The following is an 18,172-nucleotide window of genomic DNA, read 5'->3' as shown; positions in this document are numbered from 1 at the left end:
GCGAATTGTAACGATGGCCTTGCCGGAAACTTAATAAGCAGTTGCTAATTTAATGACTCAGCCGGCAGCTAGCCCCCAAACCGGTAACGAGCTTCATGACCAAAAATCTAGGCAATGCCAAGCCCAGCGCTCCCGCCAAGGAGATAAACCCCTCGCTGTTCAGCAGGGCCGCGCCGGCGCTGTTTCCGCTGGTCGTCGCCGCGCTAGGCTACCTCGTCGGCCGGCATTTCCTCGGCTTTTGACGCGGGCGGCGTCGCCGCGCGATATTTTCCGGGTCGATCCGCGCCATAGGCCAATGACAATTGGTCCCTCTCGGCCACGCCCTTTGCAGCTTTGGTCTTAGGGCCTAGGTCGTTCTTGCCCTCGCATGGGCGCAAGCGCATCCTTTCTGACAGCCGGCGGCCTCGCAAACTCCGGTCAGGCCCGGCCGCCGAACCCAGTATCACCCCCCCAAGGCTGCCGGGCCGCTGCCGCCTCCGCAAATTCGTCAGCGCTCCCGCGTGGCCGGGTACTGTCCGTTCCCCCACGCCTTTTACCGAATTTTCAGCCATGCCTCGCATTCTTCGCCGCCGGGCGCGGGTGGAACTGGCAATGAGGCTGACGCCATGCACCGGGTACTCACACAAACGCCGCCGCTGGCGATGGAAGACCTCGCCGAGGCGGGACGCCTGGACGCCCTCGATCGCTTCGACGTGATCGATACGCCGCGTGAGGAGGCCTTCGACCGCATCACCAGGCTGATCAGGAACATCTTCGACGTGCCGATCGCCATCGTCTCGATGATCGACGGACACCGGCAGTGGTACAAGGCCTATGAGGGGCTGGAGAACCGCGAGGTCAGCCGTGACGAGACCTTTTGCAAATACACGCTGCAGGACAGGTCGCCGCTGGTGGTGCCCGACGCGCGCGACGATGCGCGCTTCGCGCAGAACCCGATGGTGACGGCAGGCCCGCAGATCCGCTTCTATGCCGGCGTGCCGTTGCGCACCAATGACGGCCACAACATCGGCACGGTATGCGCCATCGGCTTCGAGCCGCGCTCCTTCAGCCAGCGCGAGATCGCCATCCTGTCGGATCTCGCCGCGCTTGCCATGGACGAGCTGGAACTGCGCCAGCTGGCTTCCGTCGATCCCTTGACCGGCGCGCTGTCGCGCCGCGCCTTCAAGGAGCAGGCTGCCACTGCCCTTGCGCTCGCCCAACGCCACAAGCACGGCCTGGCCTGCATCGCCTTCGACCTCGACCATTTCAAGTCGATCAACGACAATCACGGCCACGCAATCGGCGACAAGGTGCTGGCCGCCGCCGCCGAAGCCTGCCGTAGCCAGTTGCGCGGCACCGACATTTTCGGCCGCCTGGGCGGCGAGGAGTTCGCGCTGATCCTGCCGCATACCGATCGCGCCCATATGGGCGGCGTGGCCGAGAAGGTCCGCGAGGCGATCGAACGGATTGCGATCCGCAACGACGGCGCGGCGGTTCCGGTCACCTCGAGCTTCGGCTTGGCGGCGCTCGATGCCCGCACCGGCGACATCGACGCGCTGCTGGCCAATGCCGATGCTGCACTTTACGAAGCCAAGGCCGGCGGCCGTAACCGCTGCGTCGCCTGGCGCCCGCCGAGCGACGCGCCGGCCGGACCGCGCCGCCGCGTGCTGAAAGCGGGGCGCATCCTGTTCAACGACCGCAGGTCGTCGATCGACTGTACGGTGCGTACGCTGGGCGAGGACGGCGCCGGCCTCGACGTCACCAGCTCGATTGGCGTGCCGGAGACATTCAGCCTGCAGATCCGCTCGGACGCCTTCGAAACTCGCTGCCGCGTCGTCGGTCAGGCCGAACGCCACCTTGAAGTCGAATTCTGCTGAATTAGGCGCGATAACGGGCCAGCTCTTCACAAATCGTTTTTATTCATTAGTCATCGCAAATATATCGAATATTGGCGGGCAAATTTGCACTAAAGGCCAATTAGCCAAGCTCTTTCGGCCGCTCCGGCCGCGCTAGATCATATTGGGCCGGAGAAACCAATTCTTCGGCTAAGGAGCAGGGGGCTGTATATGGTCACGGGAGAACCAGACAGTGTCCGTGTAAAGGCCATCAACGGCCAATGGATCGTGCGCATCGTCGACGGCGGCAGGCTGACGCAACAGGTGTTCGACATTCACGCGCAGGCCGAGACCTTCGCCGAGGAGGAGCGGCTGCGATTGGGACTGCCCGGAGAGCCGCCGGCCGACGAACCGGCCGGGCCCGTGCGGCGAGGGCGCGCCCGCTGAGATTGTCGACGTCGCCTCGTGCAGTTTGCGCTTCGTGCGGAAATGCGGGAAACAATCGGCGGACGGGGAACGCTGCCGATGTGCAATCTCTACAACATCACCACCAGCCAGGAGGCGATCCGCCAGTGGACGCGCGCGTTGCGCGACATCTCCGGCAACCTCGAGCCCTCGGTCGACATCTATCCCAACCAGCCGGCGCCGGTTGTGCGCAATGCCGCCGATGGCAGCCGCGAACTTGCCAGGCTGCGCTGGGGCATGCCGACGCCGCCGGAACGGATACGCGGCAACGCCGATTCCGGCACCACCAACATCCGCAATCCGCAATACGCCCACTGGCTGCCTTATCTCGGTGTGGAGAACCGCTGCGTGGTGCCGGTGACGAGCTTCGCCGAGCCGTCGCCGACGCCCGGCGACAAGGACCCCGAAACCGGCGTACAGAAGAATTTCTGGTTTGCGCTGAGCAAAGAGCGTCCGCTGTTCTTCTTCGCCGGCCTGTGGACTCCCTGGCACGGCGTGCGCAAGGTGAAGGAGGGTCCGGGCGATCACGAGCTCTACGGCTTTCTGACCACGCGGCCCAACGCGCTCGTCGCGCCGATCCACGAGAAAGCAATGCCGGTGATCCTGACCACGCAGGAACAGACCGAGTTGTGGCTGACCGCGCCATGGTCGGAGGCAAGGAAGCTGCAGCAACCGGCGCCGGACGATGCGCTGGTGATCGTGGAAAAGCCGGCGACGCAGATCAAGTTTCCTGCCGAGCCGCCGGCGCAGCGATCGTTGTTTTAGAGACGCAGATGCTGACCCGGAGGCAAATCCTGAGGGCAGATCCGGCCACTGAAGGCGGCTGTAGAGGCTCACGTCAAGGAAGGCTCAATCGTTCTGACCGACGAGTTCTCCGGTTACAGCGGCCTGTCTGACACCTATTATCATCAGACCGTCAACCACTCCGGCGGCGAATACAGCCGTGGCTATTATTTCCATATCAATTCGATTGAGGGCGCGTGGTCGCTATCAAGCGCCAGATTTACGGCATACACCACTGGATTTCCGACAAGCATCTCGGCAATTACCTTTCCGAGATGACGTGGCGGTATAATCGCCGTGAGGTGGCCGAAGGCGATCGGATGAACGAGTTCTTCGGCCGCGTTGACGGTCGCCTTCGTTATCGGGAATTGATCGCATGACCGGCAAGAAATACGAGCCGCCGCTTCACCTCGACATCGACTTCGCCGAAGCACTTGAACGGTTCGGCGCCACCGACAAGAAAGAGGTGGACGAGCTTATCGCTCAGGCAAAAAAGAAGAAGCCGCCGAAGGACAAGCCCCCGGCGGCCAAGAAGAAGGGGGGCGACCCCGGCTAGCCGCAGCACCTCCAGTATCCCTGCACCGCGACGAGGCGGCCATTCTGGATGCGGAAGTGCGGGCGCACATAGTGACAGACCCGTACAAGCAGTCCGTTCAAAGTTTTCATTAAGGCAGTCCTTCTGGCCTGTGGCCGTTGGGTGCCTTTGCCGCCGTGAGGCGGTTGCGTCCTCAAGCAAATCAGTGTACTAAAAAACTCTCCAAATCACTGCTGCCTTCGCTCTCGGTCAGGCACTAACACGGTCCCCGAGAGACGCTGGCAACCCAAGAAAGACCCGGTCGCAACCCGGGTCTTTTTGCGTTTACCAGGCGACGCAAGAAACCATTAACCTGAATCTGCGCGCCTGCATAGCCTGAATGTGGCCTTGAATGTGGCATCTCCCCGGCGTAATGTCAGCCATTCACAGGGAGATTAGCTATGTCAGACGTGGCATTGGAAAACGCTAAGGCGCTGAAAATAAAAGCTCTTTCGGAAATTTCACGGCTCGAAGCGGAATTGCGCGGGTGGCACGACCGTATCTTGATGGCCGACCAATTCATCGACCAGTGGAACGCTTTTGCATCCGGCGAGCCTGTGATTCCTGTGGAAAGCGTATCCGCCGAACAGAACAAACCGGCACCATCGTCGGTTAAGCGCAAGGCGATTCGCAATTCAAAAAAGGAAGATGTTGCCGAAGCCGCGCGTGCGGTGATCCGTGAGCGAGGCGAACCCGTATCTCGCAGCGAACTCTTCAAGGCGCTGATCGACCGTGGCCTGACAATCGAGGGATCGGACCCTGAAATGGTCCTGTCAACCATGTTGTGGCGGATGAGAGACCGTGTCGTACGGTTCAAGACCGGGGGATACTGGCTATGCGAGGTTCCGTATGAACCGGAAGGTTACCAACCGGTACATTTGATGGGCGCTCTTGCGGATGCCGCTGCGCGGCGGCCTGACGTGGCAAGGATGCTCATTGACGGTCACAAGGACGACAAGGACATCGAACCCGAAGACTTGATCTAAGGATCGCCAGCATCGCGCCTTGGTCCGCCATCTTGAATTGGGTCACTCTCGTATATAGGTCCCTTTTTTTGGCCGCCCGCTGCCAACGAGGTCGCTCATGCCCATCAGCTCATTGGAAGGGGGGTGCTTAAGGAGTCCTTCCTGCAAGGGCTGCCCGCCTACATGGCTGCCTGCAGTGCCACGAGCCTTGTATGGTTGCTTTGGTTGTCGTGGAGGTTGTACCGGGATGTGCGTGATCAAGGCGGCTACATCCCCACGTTCGATGAAGGCGGTACACCTGGACTGGAAATAAAAATTCTCCAGATCATTCTAGGGTGCCTTTTCACGGCAATTTTGTCATTCACAATGGCTTATCTAAACTTATTCGAGTTTCATTCTCTCCGACCGCCGACCATATATGACGCCCCTTTTTCTTATACCCTTAAGAAGTGTATCATGTTGTCCGGCGGATATTGGGCGCTTGGGGTCGCATCTGTCCTATCTTCGATATTCGTCAGAAATAGTCGGAGACTGGAGAGCTGAGACGTTGGTGAGGGCGAGGGACTGGGATCCCTTTCATCCTCGCGCCTTCTGCAGCACCCATATATAGCCCTTGGGCGGATGATCCTGGTCGATGAACTGGGTCTTCACCTCGGTGTCCTTGCGGCCGCAGCGCTTGCAGCGGAAGCGGATGGCTTCGAGCGGCTTGTTCCAGCCTACCACCTTGGCCAGGTCGTTCGCCTTGAAGCGGCCGGCGTGGTAGCAATGGCGGCATTCGACGACGAGCAGCATATTGGCCTTGGCCGCGCGGCCGACGCTGTCCATGGGTCCGGCCATCCGTCATGTCCGGTCGCAATAATCCTCGGGCAGTGGCAAGAGTCCTAGCCAGGCGGCGCGGAAGTCGGGTTCCTTGCCGGCCACGGCGCTCATCACCTCATGCAGCCTGTCCGTCAACCCATTGAGCCGCCAATACATTTCGCAATTGGTCTTGAGGTTGAGCTGCGCCGCCAGCGCTGTCTCGCGCAACGCCAGCGCATCGCGGATAAGCGCCTCGGCGTCCGAATGGAACAATCTGTCATAGCGGCTTTTCCGTCTGCCCAACGTAGCTCTCCGTGGATATAGCAACCGCCCCATCTCCTGGAAAAATAGGAATCCATTCCTCGGTGAGTCAATTCGCTATTGACATTTTTGTTCACTTTTTGTTCGCTTACTAATGTAGGCGACGGGGGCAAGTGTTATGGATCATGTCGTGAGATTGGACAGCCGCCAGGAAGCCGCGCTTCACGCGGTCGCCGAGAGTTTCATTGCCCGGCATAACGGCGACCCGGTGAAGGCGCTGAAAGAAATGATCGTGCTGAATGGCCATCTGCAGGAGCGTCTCGATGCGCTCAGCGCGCCACGCAAGGCGGCGCGCTGAAAACGGCGCTTGGAAATAGGCAGTTGGCGTGGGGGAGAGCGGTCTATACCGCCGGCTTACCCCAGGTGCTCCACTCTGAGTTTCTCCTTCATTCGCTCAAGCGCCGACTCGCCGCCGGCCGCGAGGTCAATGGCGATCCGGACGAGCTTATCGTCGGCGTTGCGATATCTGCTGCCCCAGGCGCCGAGCGTCGCCAGCACCGGCAAAAGGTCGATGCCCGCTTCGGTCAGCCGGTAGATCGCCTTCAGCCCATGTGTCGGGTCGTCGCTGCGGGTGAGGATGCCTTCGTTCTGCAGCGTCTGCAGCCGCTCGGCCAGCGTGCGCGAGGAAATGCCTTCGTCCGATTGCAGGAACTCGCGAAAATGCCTTTTCCCCGCGAACACCAGATCGCGGATGATGAGTAGCGTCCAGCGGTCGCCGAGCAGTTCCAGCGACAGGCTGATCGGGCAGCCGGACCGTCCCTTGCTCGACATCAATATGCTTCCATTTTTAAATCACTTTACTATTGACACCATTCGGGTCTTGCGTCAATTGGTTTCAAAAGTAAATCAATAGTGCAGGAGGAGACCGGACATGAAAAAGCTCATCCTTCAGATGCAGATGTCGGTCGACGGTTTCGTCGGCGCCGAGGAGGACCACCGCTGGCAGCTCTGGGAATGGGGCGACGACAGCGCCTGGGACGATGAGCTCAAGCAGGACTTCAACGCCGTCTTTCCGGGTATCGACACCATCCTGTTGAGCCGCAAGATGGCCGAGGAGGGCTATCTGACCCATTGGGGCAAGGCGGCCAGGAAATATCCGAAAGACCGTTTCTATGCCTTCGCGCAACGCATCGTCGAGGCGCAGAAGGTGGTGGCAAGCGACAAGCTCGAGACCTCACGCTGGGAGCGAACGCGGGTTGTCAATGGCGACCTGCCGCGTGAGGTCGCCGCGCTGAAAAAAGGCAAGGGCGGCGACATCGCCGTGTTCGGCGGCGCCGGCTTCGCCTCGGCGCTGATCGCCGCCGGCCTCGTCGATGAATTCCAGCTCTTCGTCAACCCGGCGGTGCTGGGCGCAGGCAGGCGCATCTTCGACCAGGGCGGATTTGCCAGGCTGAAACTCCTCGGCTCCAAGGCCTATGCCAGTGGCATGGTGGTGAGCCGCTACGCGCCGGCGTGATGAAAGCCTGAGGCCCCGCGGCCTGAATCAATCCGGCAGCCCAACTCTCTAACCGCCTGTCTGGCTGTGCCTTTCCTGGATCGGAATGGGCCCGCCAGCTTCAACCAACCGCAGTTGCGGGGCTGGCCGGCTGTATTGTGGCCAGCCGGAGCGGTCATTGCCCAGGGCGACGAACCAGCGGGCTTCGCGCCACGTCAGGCCGATAAGCACGCGACCGGCATATTCGGCCGGAGCGCCATTGCCTGCATCGAACACCGCCCAGCTGCTGCCAGGCGGCTCCTGCACCGCGATGAACCTCATGCGAGACCCCCGTCCCGTGAAGAGCCGCTAATATAGCAGACGCTGCTTGGCGTTCCTATGACCTGGTTCACACATGCCGATCTCCATCGTTGCCAGCTGCTGGGCTCCGTTCGTCACGGCGAAGTGCCGAGTGCGCGCAAAGCCATCTTGGCGGCACGATACTCGACGAAATTCCTGGGGCAATCGCTGACGGCTAGCCGGTAGAGCCGCAAGGCGTCTTCGTCATGCCCCTGCAGCCGGTCGAGTTCGGCCGTATAGAAATTCGTCTCGCACACTTTTCCGGTTCTCTGGGTTAGATCCACAGCGTTGGCATCCGAAAGAGCTTCGGCGGGCGTCTTTCGACCTAGCAGCATGCTGACCAGCGGCGCCGGCCACTTCGTCATGTCGAGCTTGGTTTCCGCCTGCTGCAAATGGCTCGCCGCGCCATTGCGCCTCGTGGCAATATCCAGCCAGATGGCAAAATAGGCATTCTCGGGCACGAGTGCCGCTGCCTGCGAAAGATCGACCTGCGCCTTCGTCAGTTGCCCGGTGGAATAGAGATAAAGCACGCCCCGGCCGGCATAGGTGCGGGCGTCTTTCGGATCGAGCTGGACCGCTTCGCCGTAGTCGGCGATTGCGCGGTCATATTGACCTTTTTCCACCCAGGCAAAGGCTCGGTTCTGGTAGCTCTTGATGCTCTTGGCATCGAGTTCGATAGCGCGGTCGTAGTCCGCGATGGCAAGATCGTAGTTGCTCTTATTGCTCCAGGCGAAACCCCGGTCGTTGTAGGCAATTGCCATCTTTGGGTTGAGCGCGATGGTCTTGTCGTAGTCGGCGATGGCGCGGCTATCGTAGCCTTTTTCAAGCCATGCCGATCCGCGCCTGTAGTAGGCGACTGTCAGTTTCGGATTGAGCTCGATAGCCCGGTCATAGTCGGCGATGGCTTTGTCGGCATCGCCTTTGGCGGCCCAGGTGATGCCTCGGTTGAAGAACGCAGCAGGGTTTTTGGGATCGAGGTTGATCGCCTTGTCGAAATCGGTAATGGCACGAACAGCGTCATTCTTGCTGCCCCAGATCGTGGCCCGATCATAGTAAGTGGAGGCGTCCTTGGGGTCGAGGACGATCGACCTGTCTAGATCAGCAATGGCGCGATCCGGTTCCCCTTTGCCGAACCAGGCGAGACCGCGATTGTGGTAAGCAATCGCGTGGTTTGCATTGAGGCCGATCGCCTTGTCGTAATCGGCGATGGCGCGATCAAGCTCCTGCTTGCGAGCCCACATCAGACCTCGCCCGCTGTAGCTGTCGCTATATTTCGGATCGAGGCTTATCGCCTGGTTATAGTCGGCAATGGCGCGATCGTTGTCGCCCTTGTTCGCCCAAGCGAGCGCACGGTTGTAATAGGCCTTGGCGTTTTCCGGATCGAGGTCGATTGCCTGGTCGTCGTCAGCAATGGCAAGATCATACTCGTGCTTCGCGGACCAAGCGATGCCCCGATTGTAGTAGACGCTGGCATTTTTCGGATCAAGGCTTATCGCCTGGTTATAGTCGGCAATGGCGCGATCGTTGTCGCCCTTGTTGGCCCAAGCAGAACCTCGATCTTGATAGGCGAGGGCATGTGTTGGATTGAGTCTTATCACCTCGCTGTAATCAGCGATAGCACGCTCCTGGTTACCTTTGGCCGCCCGGGAGAGGCCACGGTTGTAGTAGGCGTTGGCATGTTTGGGATCGAGCTGAATTGCCTGGTCATAGTCGGCAATGGCACGGTCGTAATCGCCTTTGTGCGCCCATGCGGAGCCTCGATTGTTGTAGGCGTTGGCAAGCGTAGGGTCGAGGCGGATTGCCTGGTCATAGTCAGCAATGGCGCGGTCATCATCGCCCTTTCTTGCCCAGGTCAAGCCCCGGTTGTGAAACGCCCTGCCGTCGTCCGGGTTGAGTTCGATCGACTTGTCGTAGTCGGCGAGAGCAAGCTAGTCCTCACCTTTGTAGGAATGGGCAACGCCGCGATTGTAGTAGTAGTCGCCGTTGTTCGGTTCGAGACCTATCGCCGTGTCGAAATCCGCGATGGCCTTGTCGTAGTCGCCCTTGAAGACCCAGCTTACACCGCGGTTGTAGTAGCCATTGGCAAAGTTTGGATCGAGGTCGATCATGGCGCGGAAATCAGCGATGGCGCGACCGTATTCGTGCCGTTCCGCCCACACATTGCCGCGCTTGAAATAGGCGATGGCATGGTTTCTTGCTGGCTCTGTCGCGTCGTCGATAATGCGCGTGCAGGCCTGGATGCGCACGGTCTGATCCACCTCGTCGTCACTGACGCAGTCGCTGCTGGCGGCGAGGGCAGGGAGCATGGAAGCGAGCAGCAATACGCAGGCGGCGAAGAACGGCCCGCCGAAGCGGAGGCCATTCAATCCCAAGCCCAGCACCGGAGATGGCATGTCCATCTTCGCGTTCATGGCGCCAACTCGTGCAACGCGGCTTTGGCCGCGGCACTCTCGTAATAGGCATTGGGGCAGTCCCTGGCTGCGCCGCGATAAAGCCGCAGCGCCTCGTCGCCCCGTCCTTCAACATGCGCGAGCTCGGCGGCGAACAAGGTTGCCTCGCAGCGGTTGCCGCTTTGCTTGAACGGATTCGAGTCCGCAGCCGCCGCCATTGCTTCCGCCAGGGTTGTTTCGCCAAGCAGCATGCGCACGGCTGGCGCCGGCCATTTCTTCATGTCGAGTTTGGCCGTCGCCTCGCGCAGATGGCCGGTGCCGCCGCCAAGTTGCTCGGCAAGAGCGAGCCAGATCGCAGAATAGGCATCGTCCGGCTTGAGCGCGGCGGATTGCCGGAAATCGGCGGCCGCCTTGCCGGGCGCGCCGGAATGGAAACTGATGATGCCACGTCCGAAATAGGCATAGGCAAATTTCGGATCGAGTGCGATTGCCTCGTCGTAGTCGGCGACCGCACGCGAATATTCACCCTTGCCGAACCAGGTCAATGCACGCCCGTCATAGCCTCGGGCATTTTTCGGCTCGAGGCTGATTGCCCGATCGTAGTCCGCGACGGCCCGTTCATAATCGCCTATTCTTCGCCACAGTGCTGCACGCCGGCGATAATTGGCGGCATAGCCCGGCTTGAGCGCGATGGCCTCATCATAGTCGGCGATGGCGTGGCCGGTATCGTCCTTCCTGAACCAGGCGTCGCCCCGGTTAGCAAAGGCGCCTGGAGAGTTCGCGTCGATCGCGATCGTCCTGCCGAAGTCGGCTATCGCAAGGTCTTCATCGCCTTTTTGCGCCCAGAGAAGCCCTCGGCTGTTGAAGGCGTCTGCATCCTTAGGATCGAGATTGATCGCCTGGTTGCAGTCAGCCATCGCCCGGTCGAGACTTCCCTTGCGCCGCCATGCAAGGCAGCGGTCATCGAAGAGGTCAGCGTTTTTCGGGTCCAGGCTGATCGCCTTGTCGTAGTCGGCGATCGCGCTGTCGTAGTTGCGCTTGTTGTTCCAGACCAGCCCTCTTTCATGGTAGGAGTTGGGCTTCCAAGGGTCGAGGCTGATCGCCTTGTCGTAATCGGCGATCGCCTTGTCGTCGTTACCCTGGTGCTTCCAGGCTAGGCCGCAGGTGGCATAGGCGTCGGCGTTCTTGGGGTCCAGAGTGATGGCACGGTCGCAATCGGCAATGGCATGCTCAGTGTCGCCGTCACGCAGGCGAGTCAGCGCGCGGACGATGTAAATCAGCGGATCGTTCGGACTCAGCACAGCCGCCTTATCGAAGTCGGTTATGGCGCGGTCGTCCTGGTGCCTGTGCCTCCAGGATATCCCTCTGTTGAGATAGACGCCGGCATCGTTCGCTCCGAGATCGATTGCCTTGTCGAAATCCGCGATGGCTCTATCGCTTCGTCCGATATCGTCCAAAAGAATGCCGCGCCCGTACCATGCGTCTGCACCCCTCGGATTAAACTGTATCGCCTTGTCGTAGTCGGCCAGCGCGCGGTCCGGTTGCTTCGCGCGCATCCAGGCTACGGCCCGGTTATAGTACGCGTTCGCGTTTGTCGGGTCGAGTTCGATCGCTTGATTGTAATCGTCAATGGCGAGGAAGTAGTTTTCCTGTGCGCCGAACGCGTTGCCGCGTATGACGAAGGCCGCAGCGCGGTTGTTCTTCGTCTCCGAGCGGTCCTCGACGATCTGCGTGCAGGCAACGATGCGCCGCGCCGGATCGACCGTCTGGCCGCCGCAGGCCGGATGGTCGTCGTACTCCTGGATGGCGGCCGCCGCCGGCGCGGCAAGCATAAGCGGCAGCAACAGGCTTGCCCACCATGAAGGCCTGAGCCAAATCCGGATCAATTCCACCCACCCCGCCGACCGAAACCCGCAGCGCCGCTGCAAGCGGCGTCGATGCATTCTAGCCGAGCCGTTTCAGCGAGCAATCGCTGGTTGCGTTCGTGGATCGATTATCGAGCGGCGCTGGCGCAGCCTCACTGCCCCGCCTGATCGGCATCCGTTAGGGTGCCGAGGAAGGCGACGATGTCGTCGATCTCGGCGTCGGTCAGCGCCGGCTTGTCGCCGGGTTTCTTGCCGTTGAAGGGCGGTTCGGTGTTGAGGTTTGCCCAGTAAGCCTTTGGCAGGTCGTCGAATTTGTTCACCGTGCCGTCGGCCTTCTTCGGATACCAGCGGCCGGGATCGCTGTCGCGGCTGGCATAGAAGGCCACCGCCTCGCGCAGCGTGTGGAAATAGCCATTATGGAAGAAGCTTTTGCGCAAGGCCACGTTGCGCAGCGTCGGCGTCTTGAACAGGCCGCAATATTCGTTGCGGCCGCTGAAATCGGTGCGCAGTGGGCCGCACAGCCCAAGGTCGACATAAGCGGGATCGGCATTGGCGGGGATCGCCGGGTTGCGCGGCACGGCAATGGCGATCAGGCCGTAGTCGGTGAATTGCGGGGGTTCGCCGTCATTGGCCGGCTCGCTAAGATGGCAGCTCGCGCAATTGCCCTTCGCCTCGTCCTCGAACAGCATGCGGCCGTGCAATTCCTGCGCCGAGAGCTGTGCCTTGCCGGCCAGGAAGGCGTCGTAGCGGCTGGAATAGGGGTAGAAATCCGCGCTGCTCTGCTCAAAGGTGCCGAGAGCTTCCACCGCCGCGTCGAAGGCGTCGCGAGGGTGATCGAAGACATCGGCGCCGAAGGCGGCCTTGAAGGCATCGGCATAGGGCGCCTTGCGCAGGCTGGCGACCACCTCGGCCTCGTCCTTGTTGCCCATCTCGAAGGGCGACAGCAGCGGGATCTTCGCCTGGTCCTTGCCGTGATCGGCGCGGCCGTCCCAGGTCAGCCCGCCGGTCGGGCCATTGTCGACGCTCTCGTCGCCTTCGTCCTCGGAATCGTAAAAATGCTCGCTGAACGCGGGCGCCGCCTGCAAATAGCGCAGCGACGGCACCGCGCGCACGCCGGGCTGGTCGAGCTTCGCCCCGCCCATCTCGACCGGCGAGGCCGAGGCCGGTCCGAAGGCGTGGTTTGGATCATGGCAGGACGAGCAGGCCTGCTTGCCCGAGCCCGAAAGGGCAGGGTCGAAGAACATTTTTCGCCCGAGCACGGTCAATGCCTCGGCGCGCGCATAGGCCTCCTGGCGTGTCATCGGGCCGGGATGGAGACCGGAAGGCTCCGTGGTGTTTGCGGGCGCGGTGAAGCCGACCAACGAGGTCGCTGCAAGGACGAGCGTCTGGCTTTTCCATCTTCCCATCGTCATCGGTGCCATCCTGAATTCTGCCGGGAAGTAAGGAGGCAGTGCAAAGGATTGATGACCAGTCTTCGCGCTCACGAAACCGTGTTCGAGACGGTGCCAAATGTCACAAAGGTGATAAGGCATCGAAGTAGCTGGGTCCATGCCTGTACGTTATTCTCGCACAGGCATTGCCGTCCTCCAGCCACTCCCCAGCCACGAGGCACTTCCAATGATCCGGTCCTTTCTCTCGCTTTGCCTCGCCAGCACGGCGCTGGCAGCGCTCACCGCGGCTGCCCATGCCGCCCCTGCCGGCTATGACAAGATCGACACCGTCGTTGTCATCTTCGCCGAGAACCGCAGCTTCGATAACCTCTATGGCGGCTTCCCGGGCGCCAATGGCCTCGCCAACGTCTCGCCCGAGCAGGCGCGCCAGCTCGACCGCGACGGCAAGCCGCTTTCCGAGCTGCCGCCGGCCTGGGGCGGACTGACCGGCAAGGGCGTCACGCCGGCGGTGACGGAAGCGCAGACCGCCCATCTGGCCAACGCTACCTTCGCCATCGACGATCCCAAGAGCTTCAACGAGGGCACCAACGTCATCACGCATGACCTGTGGCACCGCTTCTACCAGGAGCAGATGCAGATCGACGGCGGCAAGAACGACAAATTCGTCGCCTGGGCCGATTCCGGCTCGCTGGTGATGGGCCATTATGACGGTTCGAAATTGCCGATGTGGGCGATCGGCCAGAAATACGTGCTCGCCGACAATTTCTTCCAGGGCGCCTTCGGCGGCTCCTTCCTCAACCACTTCATGCTCGCCTGCGCCTGCGTGCCTTACTACCCGCACGCCGACACTAGCCCGATCAAGGGCCAGATCGCGGTCGTCGAGCCCGACGGCACGACGCTGAAGGTCGCCGACAACTCGCCGCCGTCGGCGCTGGGCGGCGTACCGAAATTCGTCAGCGACGGCGCCATCACGCCCGACTTCTACGCCGTCAACACCATGCAGCCGCCTTACCAGCCGAGCGCCAACAAGCCGGCCGCGGGCGGCGACGCGGCGCTGGCCGATCCTGCGGCGCCGACTACGCTGCCGCCGCAGCATGAGATCACCATAGGCGACCTCTTGTCGCTGAAGGGCGTTTCCTGGGCCTGGTACTCTGGCGCCTGGCAGGCGGCGCTCGACGGCAAGAACGCGACGCCCGTGCCGAACTTCCAGTTCCACCACCAGCCCTTCAACTATTTCGCCGCCTACGCCCCGGGCACGGCCGCGCGCGCCGAGCACATCAAGGACGGCGGCCTGGGCGGCACGGAATTCATCAAGGCAATCGACGACGGCAAGCTGCCGCAGGTCTCCTTCTACAAGCCACAGGGCAACCTCAACGAACATGCCGGCTATGCCGACGTGACCTCGGGCGACCAGCATCTGGCCGACCTCGTTTCGCATCTGGAGAAGAGCCCGCAATGGGCCCATATGCTGGTGGTCGTCACCTATGACGAGAATGGCGGCTTCTGGGACCATGTCGCGCCGCCCAAGGCCGACCGCTGGGGCCCGGGCAACCGCATTCCGGCCTTCATCATTTCGCCCTATGCCAGGACGGGCACGGTCGACCACACGCAGTATGACACGACCTCGATCCTGCGCTTCATCACCAACCGCTACGACCTGCCGGTGCTGCGAGGCATCGTCGCCCGTGACAAGGCGCTGACCGCCAACGGCCAGCCGCCGATGGGGGATCTGAGCGCCGCGCTGGATCTGACGAAGTAGGTTTAAGACATCTCGTGCAAAGGGCCCGCTTTGGCGGGCCTTTTGTCGTTGCGCCGGCAAGATCGCCTCGTCAGGCGGTAAGGGCGCGCGGTGCCTCGAAAAGGGCTGTGAGCTCGGACGCCGGCATTGGTCGTCCGAACAACCATCCCTGCACGTCCGTGCAGCCGTTCTCCTTGACCAGGCGGTACTGATCCTCGGTCTCGACTCCCTCGGCGGTCGTGGTCATGCCGAGTGTTGAGCCGAGATCGGCGACAGCCTTGACGATTGCTCGGCTTTCGCTGCTTTCGCACATCAGGCTGACGAAGCTGCGATCGATCTTGATGCGGTTGAACGGAAAGGACCGCAGATAGCTCAACGACGAGTAGCCGGTTCCGAAGTCGTCCATGGCGATGCTGACGCCGAGATCGCGCAGGCTGTGCAGGGTCTGGATCGTGTGTTCATTGTCCGCCAGCAACACCGACTCGGTGATCTCGAGCTCGAGCCGCGACGGCAACAGATTGGAAGCGGCGAGCGCCGAGGCGACCTGAAGCGGCAGTCCCTGTTGCTTGAACTGGGCGGGCGACAGATTGACGGCGACCTTGACCGGCAGCGGCCATTGGGCTGCATCGGCACAGGCTTTCCGCAGGATCCATTCGCCGAGCGTGTCGATCACCCCGATCTCTTCGGACAAGTGGATGAATTCCGACGGCGGCAACTGGCCAAGCCGCGGATGGTTCCAGCGCACGAGTGCCTCGAAGCCGGTAAGTTTGGAAGTCTCCGCATCGTGCAGCGGCTGATAGTGCAGCACGAACTGATCCTTCGCCACGGCAAGCGCCAGTTCGGCTTCGAGCAGACGGCGCTCCTGCAGACGCGCGTCCATCCCGGGCTCGAATGACCGGCAGGTGCCTCGGCCCTCCATCTTGGCCTTGTAGAGCGCGAGGTCGGCATTTCGGATCAGGATTTCCGAGCTCTGTCCGTCGTCGGGAAACACGGCGATGCCGATGCTGCCGCCGATATTGATGGTGTGGCCCTGTATCGGGAATTCGCTGGAGAGCGCATGGATGACGCGGCTCGCCAGCGCGCCGGCCTGGTCATCGCCATCGAACAGCAACTGCAGGATTATGAATTCGTCGCCGCCGACCCTCGCCACCATGGCGGTTTCCCCGGCCTGCTGCTTCAGCCGCGCAGCCACGGCGCGCAAAAGCTCGTCGCCGACCGGATGGCCGAGCGTGTCGTTGACCGGCTTGAAGCGGTCGAGATCGATGCAATGCACGGCCAGCTTCTCGGCGTCCCTGAGACTGCGCAACGCCTCGTCCATCGTATCGGCCAGCAGCCCGCGGTTCGGCAGGCCGGTCAGGATGTCATGGGTGGCCAGGTGCTGGATCTCGGCTGTGCGTTCATCCACCCGTCGTTCCAGTGTCTCGGCGGCCTCCGTCTGCATCGACATCGTGCGCCCGATCGCATACCAGCACACCAGTGCCAGCAAGGTGACGATGGCGGTTGCGGCGTAGCTCGCAAGTTCGAACTCCCGCACCGACTGGACATCGACATCGTTCTCGAACCGGCTGTTCGGGAATCCGGCCCAGAGCCGCCACGCGCTTCTCGGATCGTTGAGGGAAAGCGGGATCACTTCCGAATAGATCAGGTTTGGATCGGGCGCGGTGAAGGAACTTGTATCGGCGGCCAGCGACGTCGAAAGCCGATGCTGGTCGGATTCGAAACCGTAGTCCGCATTGACGATGACATAATCGGCGCTGGGCAGAAGCTTTCTCAGCGCCGAGGTAAGCATGATGGCCGAAACCGAGCCCCGCAGGCTGCCGTCGGCCGCGAAAACCGGAACCGACAGGATGAAGCCCGATCGATCGGCGTCGTTGCCGCTGTGGATGAAATCCGTGTTGTCGCAGGTGATCAGCTCTTTCGTGCCGATGATCGGTACGTTGAGCCCTTCGATGTTGCTCGAAGTCGGATAGTTCGCCTTAAGCCAGGCGAGCTGCCTGGCGAGTTCGTGGTATTCATAGGTCTCGACCTCTTCAGGCGGACGCGTCAGCGATTGATCGTCGAGCGTCGCGAGTTTTTTGGCGCTGGTGGCGTCGATCCTTGCCCTGGCGTTCACAATCAACTGGTCGAACTGGAGGATCGGCTCCTCCAGCTTTCCCGTCACTGGATCGAAGCGATCGGGGTCGAAGTCCAGCGGCAGGAAGTAGACTTCGGAGATGGAAACGTTGTTGGCCAGGTTGTTGTAGATCTGCTGGATCGTGGCGCGGCCTTCCTCGCCGAGATTCGTGCCATGGCGATCGAGGTTTTGCACGCTCGGCAGGTAGGTGAGGGTCCGGACGTTCTCATAGATGGCGTGCAACGCGTCTTCGACGGTTTTGGCGGTTGCCCGCGATGCCGCCTGAGAGTTCTCGAGGTAGCGTTCCTTGGCGAGCGCGAAGTCGCGCTGGGAACGGATGTGCAACGCGGCCAGCGTCGCCGCGCCGGTCACCACGATCAAAGCAAATCCGGTCATTCGCCAGAAGGCGTTCATCCGCAAAGCCCCCTACAGTCTGCAAGAGATAGCGCTTCACGGTTTAGGAACCGCTAATAGGCCTCAGCCCTTCGTCGCAACCCGGATCGTGCGATCGATTCTCGAGCCAACGCGGCCAGTGGCCGAAAGAGGTGGGAAGCCGTTCCCGCCAGCTTTTCCAACGTTTCGCCTGCGCCACAGCCTGAATCAATTCGGCAGCCCGCGCCGCCATCTCCTTGCTTGCCTGGGATATTTCACAAGTCGAGGCGCCGACCCTTCACTCCGCCTCGTCCACCCAGATCAGCCGCAGCAGCCGCAGCAGCGTCGCCCGTTCCTTGCTGCTGAGACGCTGCAGGAATCGGTTTTCGTGCCGGCGCACCTTGAGCCGCCACGCGGGCATTGCCGCTTTGGCCGCCTCGGTCAGGCTGAGTTTTCGCACGCGCCTGTCTTCTGCATGATCATCGCGCTCGATCAGGCCGCGCTCCTCCAGTTCGGCGAGCAGCGGCGCCATGTTGGCGCTCTTCATGCCGAGCAGCCGGCAGAGCTCGGCGGCGCGGATGCCCGGCCGCTCGTCGATCAGCGCCAGCATGGCATAGGTCACCGGCCGCAGTGACGCTTCCGCCATCTCCACGGAAAAATCGTTGAGCGCCAGCGCCGATGCGCGCCGCAAATTGTAGCCGATCTGTGCGTCGAGCGCGTCCTCGCCGGGGACATCGCGAACCCTGGTCTCGTCCATGCCCGATCGATCGCCGCAACCCATCCCCTTGTCAAGGTAAAAATACTATGCG

General features: G+C 61.7%; 20 protein-coding genes and 1 pseudogene. 10 read left to right on the top strand and 11 right to left on the bottom strand.

What is annotated here, in order from left to right; translation table 11 throughout:
- Positions 1 to 95: 95 nt before the first annotated feature.
- From EN869_RS34525 to EN869_RS22935, 7 genes are all read left to right on the top strand, one after another.
- A complete protein-coding gene (locus EN869_RS34525; RefSeq protein ID WP_167498644.1) occupies positions 96 to 242 on the top strand; it encodes a hypothetical protein in 147 nt (48 codons plus the stop codon).
- Between the two features lie 363 nt (positions 243 to 605).
- On the top strand, positions 606 to 1,856 hold the full coding sequence (locus tag EN869_RS22965; protein ID WP_127228273.1) for a sensor domain-containing diguanylate cyclase: 1,251 nt from the start codon (positions 606 to 608) through the stop codon (positions 1,854 to 1,856).
- A gap of 189 nt (positions 1,857 to 2,045) precedes the next feature.
- A complete protein-coding gene (locus tag EN869_RS22960; RefSeq protein WP_127228272.1) occupies positions 2,046 to 2,261 on the top strand; it encodes a hypothetical protein in 216 nt (71 codons plus the stop codon).
- A 78-nt stretch (positions 2,262 to 2,339) separates the two neighbouring features.
- Positions 2,340 to 3,044, top strand: a complete 705-nt coding sequence (locus EN869_RS22955; RefSeq protein ID WP_127228271.1) for an SOS response-associated peptidase — start codon at positions 2,340 to 2,342, stop codon at positions 3,042 to 3,044.
- Between the two features lie 215 nt (positions 3,045 to 3,259).
- On the top strand, positions 3,260 to 3,442 hold the full coding sequence (locus EN869_RS22945) for a transposase (RefSeq protein ID WP_127228270.1): 183 nt from the start codon (positions 3,260 to 3,262) through the stop codon (positions 3,440 to 3,442).
- Complete coding sequence (locus tag EN869_RS22940; protein WP_127228269.1) at positions 3,439 to 3,618, top strand: hypothetical protein; 180 nt, start codon at positions 3,439 to 3,441, stop codon at positions 3,616 to 3,618. The genes EN869_RS22945 and EN869_RS22940 overlap by 4 nt, the downstream gene beginning before the upstream one ends.
- Positions 3,619 to 4,037: 419 nt before the next feature.
- Positions 4,038 to 4,622, top strand: a complete 585-nt coding sequence (locus EN869_RS22935; protein ID WP_127228268.1) for a hypothetical protein — start codon at positions 4,038 to 4,040, stop codon at positions 4,620 to 4,622.
- Positions 4,623 to 5,177: 555 nt separating this feature from the next.
- Here EN869_RS22935 and EN869_RS22930 read toward each other — a convergent pair.
- Together EN869_RS22930 and EN869_RS22925 are read right to left on the bottom strand one after the other, a co-directional pair.
- Positions 5,178 to 5,438 carry a hypothetical protein gene (locus EN869_RS22930; protein WP_127228267.1) on the bottom strand — a complete coding sequence of 87 codons (261 nt, stop codon included), beginning with the start codon at positions 5,436 to 5,438 and terminating at the stop codon, positions 5,178 to 5,180.
- A gap of 3 nt (positions 5,439 to 5,441) precedes the next feature.
- Positions 5,442 to 5,702 carry a hypothetical protein gene (locus EN869_RS22925; protein ID WP_127228266.1) on the bottom strand — a complete coding sequence of 87 codons (261 nt, stop codon included), beginning with the start codon at positions 5,700 to 5,702 and terminating at the stop codon, positions 5,442 to 5,444.
- 148 nt (positions 5,703 to 5,850) lie between these two features.
- Here EN869_RS22925 and EN869_RS22920 point away from each other — a divergent pair, with 148 nt between their 5' ends.
- The gene (locus EN869_RS22920) at positions 5,851 to 6,018 is read left to right on the top strand and encodes a hypothetical protein (RefSeq protein WP_245489573.1); all 168 of its coding nucleotides are present in this window, start codon (positions 5,851 to 5,853) and stop codon (positions 6,016 to 6,018) included.
- Positions 6,019 to 6,074: 56 nt separating this feature from the next.
- On the opposite strand, the gene EN869_RS22915 is transcribed toward EN869_RS22920, so the two are convergent.
- On the bottom strand, positions 6,075 to 6,491 hold the full coding sequence (locus tag EN869_RS22915; RefSeq protein ID WP_127228264.1) for a helix-turn-helix domain-containing protein: 417 nt from the start codon (positions 6,489 to 6,491) through the stop codon (positions 6,075 to 6,077).
- Between the two features lie 100 nt (positions 6,492 to 6,591).
- Between EN869_RS22915 and EN869_RS22910 the strand changes: the two genes are divergently transcribed.
- Positions 6,592 to 7,176 (top strand): dihydrofolate reductase family protein, encoded by a 585-nt coding sequence (locus EN869_RS22910; protein WP_127228263.1) that lies wholly within the window; start codon positions 6,592 to 6,594, stop codon positions 7,174 to 7,176.
- 48 nt (positions 7,177 to 7,224) lie between these two features.
- On the opposite strand, the gene EN869_RS22905 is transcribed toward EN869_RS22910, so the two are convergent.
- The 6 genes and pseudogenes from EN869_RS22905 to EN869_RS22885 form a co-directional block, all read right to left on the bottom strand.
- Positions 7,225 to 7,476, bottom strand: a complete 252-nt coding sequence (locus EN869_RS22905) for a hypothetical protein (RefSeq protein ID WP_127228262.1) — start codon at positions 7,474 to 7,476, stop codon at positions 7,225 to 7,227.
- Positions 7,477 to 7,589: 113 nt separating this feature from the next.
- Complete coding sequence (locus EN869_RS22900; RefSeq protein WP_281015782.1) at positions 7,590 to 9,092, bottom strand: tetratricopeptide repeat protein; 1,503 nt, start codon at positions 9,090 to 9,092, stop codon at positions 7,590 to 7,592.
- A pseudogene (locus tag EN869_RS35545) lies at positions 9,081 to 9,407 on the bottom strand (tetratricopeptide repeat protein); the annotation flags it as partial. The pseudogene EN869_RS35545 and the gene EN869_RS22900, both read right to left, overlap by 12 nt.
- Before the next feature lie 15 nt (positions 9,408 to 9,422).
- Positions 9,423 to 9,905, bottom strand: a complete 483-nt coding sequence (locus EN869_RS22895) for a tetratricopeptide repeat protein (protein WP_127228260.1) — start codon at positions 9,903 to 9,905, stop codon at positions 9,423 to 9,425.
- The gene (locus EN869_RS22890) at positions 9,902 to 11,728 is read right to left on the bottom strand and encodes a tetratricopeptide repeat protein (protein ID WP_167507127.1); all 1,827 of its coding nucleotides are present in this window, start codon (positions 11,726 to 11,728) and stop codon (positions 9,902 to 9,904) included. The genes EN869_RS22895 and EN869_RS22890 overlap by 4 nt, the downstream gene beginning before the upstream one ends.
- A gap of 173 nt (positions 11,729 to 11,901) precedes the next feature.
- A complete protein-coding gene (locus EN869_RS22885; RefSeq protein WP_127228258.1) occupies positions 11,902 to 13,161 on the bottom strand; it encodes a cytochrome-c peroxidase in 1,260 nt (419 codons plus the stop codon).
- 205 nt (positions 13,162 to 13,366) lie between these two features.
- On the opposite strand from EN869_RS22885, the gene EN869_RS22880 reads away from it, so the two are divergent.
- Positions 13,367 to 14,899, top strand: a complete 1,533-nt coding sequence (locus tag EN869_RS22880; protein ID WP_127228257.1) for an acid phosphatase — start codon at positions 13,367 to 13,369, stop codon at positions 14,897 to 14,899.
- Between the two features lie 70 nt (positions 14,900 to 14,969).
- Here the strand turns inward: EN869_RS22880 and EN869_RS22875 are convergent, their stop codons facing one another.
- Entirely contained in the window at positions 14,970 to 17,405 is a 2,436-nt protein-coding gene (locus EN869_RS22875) for an EAL domain-containing protein (protein ID WP_127228256.1), read from the bottom strand.
- A gap of 256 nt (positions 17,406 to 17,661) precedes the next feature.
- Positions 17,662 to 18,120, bottom strand: coding sequence for a MarR family transcriptional regulator (locus EN869_RS22870; RefSeq protein WP_127228255.1), 459 nt, complete (start codon positions 18,118 to 18,120; stop codon positions 17,662 to 17,664).
- Between the last annotated feature and the right edge of the window lie 52 nt (positions 18,121 to 18,172).

The organism is Mesorhizobium sp. M2D.F.Ca.ET.226.01.1.1, from assembly GCF_004022705.2.
Taxonomy (GTDB): Bacteria; Pseudomonadota; Alphaproteobacteria; order Rhizobiales; family Rhizobiaceae; genus Mesorhizobium.
Note: the sequence above shows the minus strand (reverse complement) of the source record. Positions and strands in the feature narration are given on the sequence as shown.